Raw genomic sequence first — 13631 nt, forward strand, 5'->3', positions numbered from 1 at the left:
CGTAACTTCATAAAACAATAATCATCCTTATGAAAAATATTCTCATCATTGATGACGAAGTTAACGTAGCCACGCTCCTTTCTAAATTTCTGACGCGGAACGGATTTCATGTTACGACAGCTTCAACGGGATCAGGCGCATTTGAATATCTTAAAAATAATACCTATAACCTGGTGCTTTGCGATTTCAGGCTCGAGGATACCGACGGGCGTGAGATCCTGAAAAAGATCAGGAGCGAGTACCCGCAAACCGGTGTGATCATCATTACCGGCTATTCGGATATCAAAATGGCCGTGGAGCTGATCAAAATGGGCGCTTACGACTATATAACCAAGCCGCTGTATCCCGATGAGATATTAACAACCATCAACAAGGCTATCGAAACACAGCAGGCACTGATGGATACTCCGCCCGAAACGCCGGAAACGCCTGAGGTGCGCGAGCGTAAGAAAAGCATCGCCAGTAACGATTTTGTAGTTGGCAGCAGCCGGGCATCCAAAGAGCTGGTACACCAGATAGAACTGGTAGCGCCAACTAACTACAGCGTGATCATCATCGGCGAAAGCGGGACGGGTAAGGAGTCGGTAGCCAAAAGCATACACATGAACAGTAATCGCCGCGATAAACCGTTTATTGCGATGGACTGCGGATCGCTGACCAAGGAACTGGCCGGCAGTGAGTTTTTCGGTCACGAAAAAGGGTCCTTCACCGGCGCGCTTGGCACCAAGATAGGCCACTTTGAACTGGCCAATGGGGGCACTTTGTTTTTAGATGAAGTGGCTAATTTGTCTTACGATATCCAGGCGGCTTTGCTGCGTACCGTTCAGGAACGCAAGGTCAGGCGCATCGGCGGCACCAAAGAGATCGATCTGGATGTACGTATTATTGTAGCAACCAACGAAAACCTGCAGGATGCTATCCGGAACGGCAAATTCAGGGAAGATCTTTACCACCGTTTTAACGAGTTCGGCATCAACCTGCCGCCCCTGCGCGAACGCGGAAAAGATATCTTACTGCTGGCCGATCACTTTCTGGAGCTGGCTAACGAGGAGCTTGGCCGTAACGTGACAAGTTTTTCGCCCGAGGTTATCGAGAGCCTGCTTAACTACCGCTGGCCGGGCAATATACGCGAGCTGAAGAACGTGATCCGCCGGGCCGCGTTATTAACCGAAGGTACCGAAGTACAAACTAAGGCATTACCGCTCGAAATATCGAGTTACAACAAAACCCAAACGTACGAGGGCTTTACGATACAAAACCAGCAGAGCGCCCCCGTCACACCGGCAACACCGCGTAACGACCTGAAAAATGCCGCGATGGAGGCTGAGTACGAAACCATTTTACGGGTATTGCGCGAGGTTAACTTTAACAAAACCAAAGCCGCCGAGATCTTAAATATCGATCGTAAAACATTGTATAATAAGATGAAAGCAAATAATCTGGACAAATAACTGTAACGATACGCAGCGATGGAAGGAGCAGCAGGGGACGGAAAAATCCGGGCATTAAAGCACGATATCAAAAACCAGTTATCCAACATTATCCTGGCGCTTAATCAGCTGGAGTACGAACTACCCGATACAACACCCGATCAGCGCATATACTTCGATACCATCAACGATAGCTGCAAAAAGATAAATCAGCTGCTTAACGAAATATAATACCTGTTTTGCTTTAATTTAACATTTTTTGCAAACATTTATGCTGAGTATTGTTTTATGATACAATATACCGGCCATGTCACTTTTCAACTATAAGCAACGCAACAACATTATCCTTTTAGCGATAATTGTATTAGGCGTTTTTTTAATCTGGGCTTTACAGGGCTTGTTCAGCTCCATTTTGGGGGCCATTGTGCTGTTTACCATCTTCAGGCCCTTCTACCTGTACCTGGTTGATAAAAGAGGCTGGGGACGGGGCCTGGCCGCTGTGCTGATCATCGTTTTATCATTCATTGTTATCGTCATCCCTTTTTTGTCGTTAAGCATCATGATCATTGATAAGATCGGGAGCCTCACTTCAAATAACTTTCCCATTCGCGAGTGGTTCGCCAAGATCGATGCCTTTGCAGGATCGCACTTAAACCAGCCGCATTTTGTCGATAGTATCACAAAGAACCTCGGCTCCTACGCTACCGAGCTTTTCCCATCGTTACTGGGCAGCGCGGCCAACATTTTTTTAACGCTGCTCATCCTGTATTTTTTGCTTTATTACATGTTTACGCAAATAAATGAGTTCGAAAGCACGCTGATCAAATACGCGCCTTTCAGAGAGCAGCATGCTTTAAAATTTGCTAAAGAACTGCAAAATGCAACGTACTCAAACGTACTTGGGCAGGGCATCATTTCCCTGTCGCAAGGCATATTGTTTACCATAGGCCTTACCATTGTCGGCGTACCCGATCCGGTATTCTGGGGCGTTATCGGTACATTTATTTCGTTTTTACCGGTAGTAGGCGTTCCGTTTTTATCGATCATATTCAGCGTTATCCTTTTGTTGAACGGCAAAACATGGCAGGGCATATTTTTGATGGTGTACGGCTTTGCGTTTGTGAGTTATATGGATAATTTTCTGCGTTTGCTGATTAACAAACGGCTGGCCAACACGCACCCTTTAATTACCGTGATCGGCGTGGTAATGGGTATACCTTTGTTTGGCATACTTGGGCTGGTGTTTGGCCCGGTATTGCTATCGTTTTTCCTGCTGCTGGTCGAAATTTACGAAACCAACCGCATGGCGGCCGACAGGCTGGAGCGCATACGCACAAATACCGAACTTGATGAATAGTATTTGAAACAAAGGCACAAGAATGACGTTTATTAAGTAACTAATTATTATTTTGGCGTTTTATTGACACTAAACTTTAATCATTAAATCAATACCATGAGCGATAACACAAAAGTAGTAGTTGCCTTGCTTGCAGGCCTTGCAGCAGGAGCAGCCCTGGGTATCTTATTTGCACCCGATGCCGGATCAGAAACCCGCGATAAATTATCAGAATCGTTAAAAAACTTAGGCGATTCGATCAAGGAAACAGCCGCAGCTGAGATCGACAACCTGACGAGCATGAAAGACAAAGTTATGAACAACTTCAAAACAAAACTGAAAAGTGTTGAGACCGAGTACCACGCCGATGATGTTGAACACGCTTAAATAAAATAATGCCCGGGCTAACCGGGCATTATCACTATCACAATTATGGAAGACACCAAAGAGGCAAAACCCGGTTTAACCGACCAGATTAAGCAGTATATCGAAACACGTATTAAGCTTGCCCGTTACCAGGCTATCGAAAAAGGCACGTCGTTTTTCGCAAACCTGATAACCGAAGTCTTTGTATTGATATGCATTGCTTTTACACTCTTTTTTGCAACAATAACCCTGGGTTTGCTGCTCGGTAGTTTGCTGGGATCGTACTGGGAAGGCTTCGGTTGTGTAACGTTATTGTACCTGTTGATGGCGGTAATCGTTTCGAAAACGAAACGGAAATATATCGAACCCCGGATAGTGAATTTTTTGGTAAAAAAGCTGTTAAAACCACGACCTGCACCTGACAATGAGCCAGCCAATTAACAATATAGCCGATCTGCGCAACGAGATAGCCCGCTTGCAAATAGTAAAAGCCGAGCAGGAAGCTGCCATAAAAGAGCATTTCAGCAGCCCGTCGGCAATCATTGGCACGGTAATGTCCGGATTCGGCGGCGATAAGGGAAAAGGAAGTTTTTTTAAAGCCGATGACATCGTCAGCCTTATCTCCCGGTTCGTGTTGCCTTTTGCATTGAACAAAACTATCTTCCGCAAATCCAATTTTATTATCAAAGCCATTGTGGGTATGCTATCCCAATCGGCCTCCGGGTTTATCAACGAGAAAAGTGTTGCTTCGGTTTGGGGCAAACTCAAGTCAATCATCCCGCAAAAATGGACCGCCAAAAAGAGCGGTAAACCTGTCGATTATGGCATTCCGCCGTTGAGCGAAACTTATTGATTATTATACCGGGAATTTTCTTTCTAAAAAATCTTCGTAAGCCAGGGCTATCCCTTCTTCAAGCTCAATTTTATGGTGCCAGCCCTTGGCGTGCAGTTTTGAAACATCCATCAACTTGCGTGGAGTGCCATCCGGCTTGGTATGATCAAAATCAATATCTCCCTGGTAACCAACAATTTTTTTTACCAATAAGGCCAGTTCTTTGATCGATAGTTCTTTACCCGAGCCTATATTGATCAGCCGCGGTTCATCATAATTCTGCATCAGGTAATAGCAGGCGTCGGCAAGGTCATCAGCAAACAAAAACTCACGCATGGGTGTTCCGGTTCCCCAGATGGTAACAGTCGGTGCGCCATTTACTTTAGCCTCATGAAAACGGCGGATCAGGGCAGGCAGCACATGCGAGTTTTGCGGGTGGTAATTGTCGTTATAACCATATAAATTGGTGGGCATTACCGAGATATAATTACAGCCGTATTGAAAGCGGTAGGCATCGCACATTTCAATACCGGCTATTTTAGCAATGGCGTAAGGCTCGTTCGTTTCTTCGAGTGAGCCCGTCAGCAAATACTCTTCCTTTATTGGCTGCGGGGCCATTTTGGGATAAATACAGCTCGATCCTAAAAAAAGCAGCTTTTTCACCCCGTTCAGGTAAGAATTATGGATAACATTATTCTGTATCTGTAAATTTTCGTACAAAAACTGCCCGCGGTAAGTATTGTTCGAAATAATGCCCCCAACTTTGGCGGCAGCTAAAAACACATAATCAGGTTTGTGTTCCTTGAAGAATTCGGTAACATCGGCCTGGTTACGCAGATCAAGCTCGGATGAAGACCTTGTTATAAAATTGGTAAACCCCTCTTTAATCAGTTTACGATGTATTGCCGAACCGACCATCCCGCGGTGCCCGGCAATATAAATTCTCGCGTCTTTTTTCAAAATTCAGCTATTTGCCCAAATATATAAACTCTTGTAATTATGGGTAAGTAATAATAGTTAATTTTGCATTTTTATAACAAATACGTGGGTAAAGACAAGTTAAAACGATTTGCAGAAGTTGCCGGATTTGAAAATGTGCTGCAACTGGATGAAGGGAAGCCAATGGCCGGAAAATGGAGCCAGGCTTTTTTTAAGAATAACCAGCCGCTGGTGCTCGAACTTGCGTGCGGAAAAGGCGAATACACCGTGAACCTGGCGCAGATGTTTCCTGAAAGGAATTTTTTGGGCATTGACTACAAAGGTAACCGCATCTGGCGGGGCGCTAAAACCGCGTTGGAAGAAGGCATAGCCAATGTGGGTTTTTTACGGATACAGATCGAAAACATTACCGATTACTTTGCTCCGGGCGAGGTTGACGAGATCTGGATCACTTTCCCCGACCCGCAACCGCAATTAAGCCGCGAAAAGAAACGCCTCACTTCGCCGCGATTCCTGGAAAAGTATAAACAGGTACTGAAGCCAGGCGGCATTATCCATCTTAAAACGGATAACGATGGCCTGCATGCTTACACGGTTGAAACCATAGCGGCATCGGGCTTAACCAATCACGCGCAAACGGAAGATCTATACAACTCGCCGCTGGCCGATGAGGTGCTATCCATCAAAACTTACTATGAGCGTAAATACTTAAAGGATAATAAGAACATCAACTACGTTAAATTCTCGTTTGATTGAGACATTATGGCCGAAGAATCATTTTACGACAGAGTTTACGAGGTGGCCCGGCTGGTACCCTATGGCAGGGTAACATCATACGGGGCTATCGCTAAGTTTTTGGGTACTGCCGGCACTGCCCGCATGGTTGGCTATGCCATGATGCATTGCGGCGGCTTACAGCCGCCGGTTCCGGCACATCGCGTGGTAAACAGCCGCGGCATGCTTACCGGCCGCTTCCATTTTGCCACGCCAACGCTGATGCAGCAAATGCTCGAAAACGAGGGCGTTGAAGTAGAAAACGACGGCGTGAAAAATTTTAAACAACTGCTCTGGGACCCGGCCAAAGAACTGATGGAAGGATATTAAAATTGGTGCAATCACAATTAAATCAGTGTAATCGAAAAATATGGGAAAATTGATCAACGAATTTGAAGCCTATCGCACCAAAATGAACGATAGGATAATGGAAACCGCCAATACCAACATCAAACGCTTTTTTGCTTTAGATACCACCAGCTATGCCGACGGCGCACTGGATGTAAAGACCAAAGAAATGCTCGGCCTGGTGGCCAGCATGGTGCTGCGTTGCGACGATTGCATTAAATACCACTTAGGCAAATGCCGCGAGGCCGGTGTTAACAGCGACGAGATGAACGAAGTGTTTATGATCGCCAACCTGGTTGGCGGCTCCATCGTCATCCCGCATTACCGCCGCGCTGTTGAGTACTGGGACGAGCTAAACGAGGGTTAATATAGGTATTGGTTTGTATACTGGTTTTGCTTAACTTTAATAAAAAAGGGAAGCCATGTACAAATCAAAAACCAAACGACTCAGAAATATTTCGGTCGAGATTGCCGTTGCATGCAACGTTGTTTTTCTTGTGCTCGCATTATTGATCTCATCTTCAAAGTTTAGTATACCATCCAAAACGCAGTACGTTGTTGCACCAATGCTGTATGATGGTGAAAACGAAGCCACCATCTTCATTGCAAAAAATAAGGTAATGTTTCAAATCCCCGATGGTTTGAAGGACGCTACTTTATCGCAAATCGAGGAGCTCTATAATTTCAAACTTTCGGCGCAGCAGCGCGAAGCTTTTAAAAACACATCTGTTATATGTGTGCCAATTGCCGAATTAAAAAACTACCTCGACACTTATAACTACTCCCGCAAAAGTCCCTGGCTGAATAGGGGCATACGCTGTGATACCGTCACGAATGAATTGTTTAACTGGGTACGCGAGGCCCGGAAGGCTGATGCCGCACTGAATGGCAAGGCACTACACATTACCATCGACGCTGAAGAAGATGCGCCTGACAGTAAAATAAGCGAAGTCCTTAACATTTTAAAGAGACAAAAAGTTGCCCACCTGAACATGAGGCTTGGAAGCTACCGGTTTGGGAGTTGCGGTTAATAGCTGAGTTATCCTGAAATAGTATAAATTTAATCCCATGCGCAAAACGAAACTAAAAATCAACAGGAGCCTGTCGGTAGATATGGCTGCCTTGTGCGATGTCGCATTTTTGATATTGGTGTTCTGTATAGCCACATCAAAGTTTAAGGCCTGGGAGCCGATGAAGATTGATACACCATCGGGTGCAACCAGTATCGTTTGCAGCCTGGGTGATGACAGTGCAACGGGAATTATTTATATAACCGGCGACCGTGTGATGTACCAGATTGCCGGCGACAGTATGGTAAGAAAGGCCACCCTCGGGCAGATGGGTCAAATGTATAATATCAAATTTTCGCGCGATGATAGTGAGGCCTTTATGGGCGCGCCAATAATAGGCGCACCAATAGCACAGCTTAAACAATACGACAGGCAGTACCAGGATTGGGGAACTAATATCAGCAGGCCCGGTATTCCATACGATATGGGTAGTAACGAATTATTCAACTGGGTACGCGAGTCCCGGAAGGCGGAAAAAGCTATTCATGACAGAGCATTACTTATTGACATAAAGGCCGATAAAAATGTAAGCTACCCGGTTATAAAGCAGGTGATAGCTATGCTGCAGGGTCAAAATGTCAACAAGTTCTCGTTAATAGTTGATGGAAAAGGACGTTACTGAGAGAAAGCACCTATAAGCGATAATGCATCAAACAAAACGCAAACCCATTAAAATGTCAGGTATCAACTTATCGGTTGGTATGAATATCGGCTTTTTGATATTGCTGTATTCCGCTGTGTTGTTAAAAAGCGATCTGTTCAAACCCAATTACGGTTTTGTTTGCGGTGGCCATGGTTATTTGAAAGCTTCAGAAATTCCATTAATTATTAACGTTAGCAAAAACAACGTAACGCTTCAGATACCATATCCCAACATCCGCAGATCTGCGCTTGCGTCTATGGAGCAATCCTACGGCATCCAATTCGCCAACAAGTTTCGATCTGACTTTATGGAAAATGGTATAATCGCAGCGCCAATATCCAAGCTGCGGCGTGCCGATGATAAAGTAGCTGCAATTAAACCGCCGCGAATGGATCTTGAAATTCCTCCTGCCAAGTATAAGAACAGCGAATTGAACCGGTGGATATTGGAAGCACGAATGGCAGATGCGGTATTCAACAGGGCAACATTATTAATTGTAGTCAAGGCCGATACTAATTTCAGCCCGCGGTTGTTAAATCATGTACGCCATGTTTTAACAGACCAGCACACGCCATTCACTATTCAGTGATACCTGCAAAAAATAAAGCCATTTTATAATATCGACGAATTTTATGTTTGCTAATTTTATTAGTATTTCGTATATTGGCAACTATAAATTAATCAACCAAATGACCAACCAACCAATACGCTGCCACTGGTGCGGCAACGACCCGCTGTACATCAAATATCACGATGAGGAATGGGGGAAAGAAGTGCACGACGATAAGATCCTTTTCGAGTTTTTGCTTTTAGAAGGTGCGCAGGCCGGGCTGAGCTGGATCACTATTCTGCGCCGGCGCGAAGGTTACCGCAAGGCATTTGCCGGTTTTGATGTGGAAAAGGTAGCTAAGTTTGGTGAAAAAGATATCGAGCGTTTAATGAACGACGAGGGTATTATCCGCAACCGCTTAAAAGTACTGGCTGCTATTAACAATGCCAAATTGTTTATGGCGGTGCAAAAGGAGTTTGGCTCGTTTGATAAATACCTGTACAGTTTTATGCCCGATGGTAAATCCATCAAAAACAATGTTAAAGGCATGGGCGATATCCCGGCGCGGACAGAACTATCCGACGCGATAAGCAAGGATATGAAAAAGCGCGGCTTTAAATTTTTCGGTACGACAATTTGCTACGCACACATGCAGGCCACCGGCATGGTGAACGATCATATTGCCGATTGCAGTTTCAGATAGTGGGGATAGCCGCGTTCACCGCAGCCCAAAAAACATCCAAAGCTGCGTTGGCTGCTGCCTGCGCTACGGCTAACGCCATAACTTCGCTGGCAAGCAGCTGCGTTTGCAAGGTAGTCTTCATATCGTCGAGATATGATTGCAGATCGGCCTTGCTCATTTGGCCGGTTATAGTAGCCTGGGCCATATCGGCCAGGATATTTTTGTTGGTTTGCTCAAAGCTGGCCCAAATCTGTTGTGCCTGCGGCCATGCGCCTGTAACGGTAGTTTTTACAGCCGACTCCATGCTTTGCAGGGTTGCCGAAATATCAAATCCCATAATTAAATAATTTATTGGTTAGTGTTTGTACTTGAGGAGGCCTGGCTGGCGCCTAACATTTTTACACGTTCCGAAACTTCCATGGCCTGCATTTTGGCCAGCATAAAATCACGGTTCAGGGTGATCTGGAAATCCATCAGCGTGCCGTTGCCGGTACCTTTATGCATGGCTTCGTATTTGAGCCATTGTTTAAGTGTTAAACTACAAATGGTATCCTGCTGGGCATTTTTTGCACGGGTACTGTTAATATTGTATAACTGGCGTAACTCAACCTCGATGGTGGCGTAGTTAGCCGCGAAATTGCTATACTGCCTGGCAGCGCTGCCTTGGGTGGTTGTGGCTAACATTTGCGTATAAAAAGTATCGATGTCTTTAGAAGCGGTTGTGATCTGGGTATGAATGGCATCATCATAAGCCGAGATCAGCTGAACCTTACAGCCCGCAAACGATAAAGTAAATACAGATAATAATAGTACAGCGATTCTGCTTCTGCGCAAGATAATTTTATTCATAACCAATAAATAGGGAGGTTTAAATTATTATAAAAGTAAAATTATATTTTTAATAAATACAACCGTTTGGCAAAATAACAGGTTTAGTTAACCCGCCGATAATTTTTAGTTAATAATTACCGTAAAATTAAATTGCTGTACAAAAGGTAACAGCGCCGATTTTAAAGAATTGATTTCACAGATGGGCCCGGTTTGCTAACTTTGGAATATCGGTGCTGGTGTGATCAATCGGTGTAATCACCAGCAAATCGGTGTAATCCAATCAAAACATGAAGAAACTTTTTTTATTAGATGGCATGGCCCTGATTTACCGGGCCCATTTCGCATTAAGCAAAACCCCGCGTTTTACCTCTACCGGCATCAATACCTCGGCCGTAATGGGTTTTACCAATACTTTGCTCGATGTTTTGAAAAAAGAAAAGCCAACACATATGGCTGTTGTTTTTGATACCGAAGCGCCCACCGAACGCCATACCGAATTTGAAGCTTACAAAGCACACCGCCAGGCCATGCCCGAAGACCTGGCAGCCGCTATCCCTTACATCTACAAAGTTATTTTAGGGTTTAATATCCCGCTCATCACCTCGGATGGTTTTGAGGCCGATGATATTATCGGCACCCTGGCCAAAAAAGCCGAAAAAGAGGGCTACCAGGTATATTGCATGACACCCGATAAGGATTTTGCGCAACTGGTTTCCGAAAACATCTTTATCTATAAACCTGCCCGCATGGGTAACGATATGGAGATATTGGGCGTGAAGGAGGTGCTGGAAAAATGGGAGATCGAGCGCCCCGAGCAGGTGATCGATATTTTGGGCCTTTGGGGCGATGCTGTCGACGGCATACCCGGTATACCAGGCGTAGGCGAAAAAACCGCCAAACAACTGATCAAACAATACGGGTCGGTCGAGAATATCATCGCCAACAGCCATGAGCTTAAAGGTAAGCTGAAGGAAAATGTAGAGCAATATGCCGAGCAGGGTATCTTATCAAAAAAGCTGGCGACCATTATTTTAAATGCGCCAGTCGAACTCGACGAAGCCGGACTGGAAATGTGCGACCCGAGCCGCGACCTGTTAGAACCGCTTTTTGCCGAGCTGGAGTTCCGCACCCTGGGCCGCCGGGTATTTGGCGATGGGTTCAGCATCACCGAAACCAAAGCCGTAAGCATCCAAACCGATCTGTTCGGTAACGAGGTGGTAGATAACCGCACCACCCTGACCGTGGATGTGACCGACATACACGAAGAACCGCTTACTGCCGCAAAAAATATCAGTAATACCGAGCATACTTATCATTTGGCCGACACACCCGAAAAGCGTGCCGAACTGATCAACATACTGAGCCAGCAAAAGAGCATTTGCTTTGATACCGAAACCACCGGTACCGATGCTAATCAGTGCGACCTGGTAGGCATGTCGTTCTCCATTAAAAAAGGCGAAGCATGGTATGTGCCTGTTCCGGTCGATTGTGATGAGATTCAGAAAATCGTAGATGAGTTTAAACCCATCTTTGAAAATGAAGCAATTGGTAAAATAGGCCAGAACATCAAGTTTGATATGCTGGTACTCAAATATTATGGTGTTGAGATACGCGGCGAGCTGTTCGACACCATGCTGGCTCACTACATCATCGATCCGGATACACGGCACGGTATGGATGTGCTGGCCGAAAACTACCTGGGCTATTCGCCGGTATCCATTACCACGCTTATTGGCGCCAAAGGCAAAAACCAGGGCAATATGCGCGATGTGGAGATCAGCAAAATAGCTGAGTACGCCGCCGAAGACGCCGATATCACCCTCCAACTGAAAGAAGTTTTCGAACCTAAACTAAAACAGGTAAACGGCGATAAACTGGCTAACGAGATCGAAAACCCGCTGATCTATGCCCTGTCCGATATTGAGTTTGAAGGCGTGCGGATTGACCACGATACGCTTAAAGAGTTTTCGAAAGAATTGGAAACTGACATCGCCAAACTGGAAAAAACGGTTTACGAAAAAGCGGGCGTAAAATTCAACATCGCCTCACCAAAACAATTAGGCGAAGTTTTATTTGAGAAATTGCTGCTCGACCCCAAAGCCAAAAAAACCAAAACCGGCCAATACCAAACCGGCGAGGATATCTTGATGGGGCTGGCTGCCAAAAGCGATATCGTGCGCGATATTTTGGATTTCCGGCAGTTGCAAAAATTAAAATCGACTTATGTTGATGCGCTGCCGCTGATGGTAAACCCAAAAACCGGCCGGGTGCATACCTCATACAACCAGGCGGTGGCCGCTACCGGGCGTTTAAGCTCGGTTAATCCTAACCTGCAAAACATTCCCATCCGTACCGAGCGCGGGCGCGAGGTGCGCAAGGCGTTCATCCCCCGTAATGACGACCACGTGATCGTATCGGCGGATTACTCTCAGATAGAGCTCCGTATCATTGCCGAGATCAGTAAAGATGCGAATATGATGGATGCCTTTACCCAGGGCATCGATATCCATACAGCAACTGCTGCAAAAGTTTACGGTAAAGCTTTGGATGAGGTCGACAGCACCATGCGCCGCAATGCCAAAGCGGTTAACTTCGGTATCATTTACGGGCAATCGGCCTTTGGCTTATCGCAAAACTTGGGTATCCCGCGTAAAGAGGCTGCCGAGATCATCGAGCAATATTTTGCGCAATACCCCGGCATTAAGCAATACATGAGCGATACCATGAACTTTGCCCGCGAAAACGGCTTCGTTCAAACGCTGATGGGCCGCCGCCGTTACCTGCGCGATATCAACTCGGCCAACCAAACCGTACGTGGCTTTGCCGAACGAAACGCCATCAACGCGCCCATACAGGGCTCGGCTGCCGATATGATCAAGATTGCGATGATCAATATCCATAAAGAGTTTAAGGCCCGCAAATTCGATAGCCGCATGACGATGCAGGTGCATGATGAGTTGGTGTTCGACGTACACAAGAACGAAGTCGAACAGGTAAAACCCATCATCATCGAAAACATGAAGAACGCCATTAAAACCACCGTGCCCATTGTGGTTGAGGTCGGTGTGGGCAGTAACTGGTTAGAGGCGCATTAAATTTTACAGAATTAATAAAGCTTTTACGGCACAATTTTTATTAGTAAATTAGCATTATAACCAGTATGTTATGCTAACGGATATACCTTCAACAGCGATTGATATTTACAGGGCATTACCCGAAGGGACGAGGTGTGAGGTTATTTTTAACGAATTAAGTATGTCACCATCACCAGGGTCGGAGCATCAGTTAATTTTGATGGAAATATCCGGCCAATTGTATTCTTTGCTGAAGCAAACTAAATCAGGGAAGGTTATTCCAGCCCCAATGGATGTTTATTTAAATGATACCCTGTCCGTTGTACAGCCCGATATCCTGGTAATTTTAAGCAAAAATTTAGATTTCATAAAACCGGATGGCGTCTACGGCGCTCCTGACCTGATCATCGAGATACTGTCATCCGGCAACCGCCTGCACGATACGCAAAAGAAAAAAGCGCTGTACGAGAAAGTTGGTGTAAAGGAGTACTTTATAGTCGACCCGGAAAATAAAGAGGTGGAGTTATTCACAATAAACCCATCAGGGGTTTATGTCAGCTCCTATCAGCAAAAAAGCACCATCAAAAGTACGCTGCTTAATTGTGAACTCCATTTTTGATCTGTTGCCACCCGGCAGTGAAAACCACCCGTCGAGTTGACTAATAAGTATGAAAACATGCGGTAAAAGTCAATAATAGGTTCACAAATCACACTTAAACGTCAGTTTTTTTGAATTTGACATAAAAATATTCTTTC

The 13631-nt window shown here is 45.3% G+C and carries 18 protein-coding genes; 15 read left to right on the top strand and 3 right to left on the bottom strand.

The window, feature by feature from the left end:
- The first annotated feature begins 29 nt into the window (after positions 1 to 29).
- From BEL04_RS22070 to BEL04_RS22095, 6 genes are all read left to right on the top strand, one after another.
- Positions 30 to 1451, top strand: a complete 1422-nt coding sequence (locus tag BEL04_RS22070) for a sigma-54 dependent transcriptional regulator (RefSeq protein WP_066007629.1) — start codon at positions 30 to 32, stop codon at positions 1449 to 1451.
- A gap of 18 nt (positions 1452 to 1469) precedes the next feature.
- Positions 1470 to 1661: a histidine kinase dimerization/phospho-acceptor domain-containing protein gene (locus BEL04_RS22075; RefSeq protein ID WP_066007633.1), complete on the top strand. Its 192-nt coding sequence runs from the start codon at positions 1470 to 1472 to the stop codon at positions 1659 to 1661.
- 76 nt (positions 1662 to 1737) lie between these two features.
- Positions 1738 to 2787 (top strand): AI-2E family transporter, encoded by a 1050-nt coding sequence (locus tag BEL04_RS22080; protein ID WP_066007634.1) that lies wholly within the window; start codon positions 1738 to 1740, stop codon positions 2785 to 2787.
- Between the two features lie 96 nt (positions 2788 to 2883).
- Positions 2884 to 3153 carry a YtxH domain-containing protein gene (locus BEL04_RS22085; RefSeq protein WP_066007635.1) on the top strand — a complete coding sequence of 90 codons (270 nt, stop codon included), beginning with the start codon at positions 2884 to 2886 and terminating at the stop codon, positions 3151 to 3153.
- Positions 3154 to 3198: 45 nt separating this feature from the next.
- On the top strand, positions 3199 to 3573 hold the full coding sequence (locus BEL04_RS22090) for a phage holin family protein (RefSeq protein WP_066007636.1): 375 nt from the start codon (positions 3199 to 3201) through the stop codon (positions 3571 to 3573).
- Positions 3557 to 3985, top strand: coding sequence for a hypothetical protein (locus tag BEL04_RS22095; protein WP_066007637.1), 429 nt, complete (start codon positions 3557 to 3559; stop codon positions 3983 to 3985). Before BEL04_RS22090 ends, BEL04_RS22095 begins: the two co-directional genes overlap by 17 nt.
- 3 nt (positions 3986 to 3988) lie before the next feature.
- Here BEL04_RS22095 and BEL04_RS22100 read toward each other — a convergent pair whose 3' ends face one another.
- Positions 3989 to 4924 carry a GDP-L-fucose synthase gene (locus BEL04_RS22100; protein WP_066007638.1) on the bottom strand — a complete coding sequence of 312 codons (936 nt, stop codon included), beginning with the start codon at positions 4922 to 4924 and terminating at the stop codon, positions 3989 to 3991.
- A gap of 84 nt (positions 4925 to 5008) precedes the next feature.
- On the opposite strand from BEL04_RS22100, the gene trmB reads away from it, so the two are divergent.
- The 7 genes from trmB to BEL04_RS22135 all read left to right on the top strand — a co-directional run bounded on the left by trmB (position 5009) and on the right by BEL04_RS22135 (position 8991).
- On the top strand, positions 5009 to 5659 hold the full coding sequence (gene trmB / locus BEL04_RS22105; protein ID WP_066007640.1) for a tRNA (guanosine(46)-N7)-methyltransferase TrmB: 651 nt from the start codon (positions 5009 to 5011) through the stop codon (positions 5657 to 5659).
- Positions 5660 to 5665: 6 nt separating this feature from the next.
- Positions 5666 to 6007, top strand: a complete 342-nt coding sequence (locus tag BEL04_RS22110; protein ID WP_066007643.1) for an MGMT family protein — start codon at positions 5666 to 5668, stop codon at positions 6005 to 6007.
- A 40-nt stretch (positions 6008 to 6047) separates the two neighbouring features.
- Positions 6048 to 6392 carry a carboxymuconolactone decarboxylase family protein gene (locus tag BEL04_RS22115; protein ID WP_066007645.1) on the top strand — a complete coding sequence of 115 codons (345 nt, stop codon included), beginning with the start codon at positions 6048 to 6050 and terminating at the stop codon, positions 6390 to 6392.
- Between the two features lie 55 nt (positions 6393 to 6447).
- Positions 6448 to 7056, top strand: coding sequence for a hypothetical protein (locus tag BEL04_RS22120; RefSeq protein WP_066007651.1), 609 nt, complete (start codon positions 6448 to 6450; stop codon positions 7054 to 7056).
- A gap of 37 nt (positions 7057 to 7093) precedes the next feature.
- On the top strand, positions 7094 to 7717 hold the full coding sequence (locus BEL04_RS22125; RefSeq protein ID WP_066007652.1) for a biopolymer transporter ExbD: 624 nt from the start codon (positions 7094 to 7096) through the stop codon (positions 7715 to 7717).
- A gap of 52 nt (positions 7718 to 7769) precedes the next feature.
- A complete protein-coding gene (locus BEL04_RS22130; protein WP_139113145.1) occupies positions 7770 to 8327 on the top strand; it encodes a hypothetical protein in 558 nt (185 codons plus the stop codon).
- Between the two features lie 100 nt (positions 8328 to 8427).
- Positions 8428 to 8991, top strand: coding sequence for a DNA-3-methyladenine glycosylase I (locus BEL04_RS22135; protein ID WP_066008043.1), 564 nt, complete (start codon positions 8428 to 8430; stop codon positions 8989 to 8991).
- Here BEL04_RS22135 and BEL04_RS22140 read toward each other — a convergent pair.
- Complete coding sequence (locus BEL04_RS22140; protein WP_066007654.1) at positions 8984 to 9307, bottom strand: hypothetical protein; 324 nt, start codon at positions 9305 to 9307, stop codon at positions 8984 to 8986. The two genes, BEL04_RS22135 and BEL04_RS22140, sit on opposite strands and share 8 nt — an antisense overlap.
- 11 nt (positions 9308 to 9318) lie before the next feature.
- On the bottom strand, positions 9319 to 9819 hold the full coding sequence (locus BEL04_RS22145; protein WP_066007656.1) for a hypothetical protein: 501 nt from the start codon (positions 9817 to 9819) through the stop codon (positions 9319 to 9321).
- Between the two features lie 269 nt (positions 9820 to 10088).
- Between BEL04_RS22145 and polA the strand changes: the two genes are divergently transcribed.
- Positions 10089 to 12896 (top strand): DNA polymerase I, encoded by a 2808-nt coding sequence (polA, locus tag BEL04_RS22150; protein WP_066007658.1) that lies wholly within the window; start codon positions 10089 to 10091, stop codon positions 12894 to 12896.
- Positions 12897 to 12966: 70 nt separating this feature from the next.
- Entirely contained in the window at positions 12967 to 13494 is a 528-nt protein-coding gene (locus BEL04_RS22155; protein WP_066007660.1) for a Uma2 family endonuclease, read from the top strand.
- Positions 13495 to 13631 lie beyond the last annotated feature (137 nt).

It is taken from the genome of Mucilaginibacter sp. PPCGB 2223, from assembly GCF_001705515.1.
GTDB lineage: Bacteria > Bacteroidota > Bacteroidia > Sphingobacteriales > Sphingobacteriaceae > Mucilaginibacter.

What these genes read in the sequence shown, in the direction of transcription:
- BEL04_RS22070 (WP_066007629.1), top strand. Translation starts at nt 30, where the DNA reads ATGAAAAATATTCTCATCATTGATGACGAAGTTAACGTAGCCACGCTC.
- BEL04_RS22075 (WP_066007633.1), top strand. Translation starts at nt 1,470, where the DNA reads ATGGAAGGAGCAGCAGGGGACGGAAAAATCCGGGCATTAAAGCACGAT.
- BEL04_RS22080 (WP_066007634.1), top strand. Translation starts at nt 1,738, where the DNA reads ATGTCACTTTTCAACTATAAGCAACGCAACAACATTATCCTTTTAGCG.
- BEL04_RS22085 (WP_066007635.1), top strand. Translation starts at nt 2,884, where the DNA reads ATGAGCGATAACACAAAAGTAGTAGTTGCCTTGCTTGCAGGCCTTGCA.
- BEL04_RS22090 (WP_066007636.1), top strand. Translation starts at nt 3,199, where the DNA reads ATGGAAGACACCAAAGAGGCAAAACCCGGTTTAACCGACCAGATTAAG.
- BEL04_RS22095 (WP_066007637.1), top strand. Translation starts at nt 3,557, where the DNA reads ATGAGCCAGCCAATTAACAATATAGCCGATCTGCGCAACGAGATAGCC.
- BEL04_RS22110 (WP_066007643.1), top strand. Translation starts at nt 5,666, where the DNA reads ATGGCCGAAGAATCATTTTACGACAGAGTTTACGAGGTGGCCCGGCTG.
- BEL04_RS22115 (WP_066007645.1), top strand. Translation starts at nt 6,048, where the DNA reads ATGGGAAAATTGATCAACGAATTTGAAGCCTATCGCACCAAAATGAAC.
- BEL04_RS22120 (WP_066007651.1), top strand. Translation starts at nt 6,448, where the DNA reads ATGTACAAATCAAAAACCAAACGACTCAGAAATATTTCGGTCGAGATT.
- BEL04_RS22125 (WP_066007652.1), top strand. Translation starts at nt 7,094, where the DNA reads ATGCGCAAAACGAAACTAAAAATCAACAGGAGCCTGTCGGTAGATATG.
- BEL04_RS22130 (WP_139113145.1), top strand. Translation starts at nt 7,770, where the DNA reads ATGTCAGGTATCAACTTATCGGTTGGTATGAATATCGGCTTTTTGATA.
- BEL04_RS22135 (WP_066008043.1), top strand. Translation starts at nt 8,428, where the DNA reads ATGACCAACCAACCAATACGCTGCCACTGGTGCGGCAACGACCCGCTG.
- BEL04_RS22140 (WP_066007654.1), bottom strand. Translation starts at nt 9,307, where the DNA reads ATGGGATTTGATATTTCGGCAACCCTGCAAAGCATGGAGTCGGCTGTA.
- BEL04_RS22145 (WP_066007656.1), bottom strand. Translation starts at nt 9,819, where the DNA reads ATGAATAAAATTATCTTGCGCAGAAGCAGAATCGCTGTACTATTATTA.
- polA (WP_066007658.1), top strand. Translation starts at nt 10,089, where the DNA reads ATGAAGAAACTTTTTTTATTAGATGGCATGGCCCTGATTTACCGGGCC.
- BEL04_RS22155 (WP_066007660.1), top strand. Translation starts at nt 12,967, where the DNA reads ATGCTAACGGATATACCTTCAACAGCGATTGATATTTACAGGGCATTA.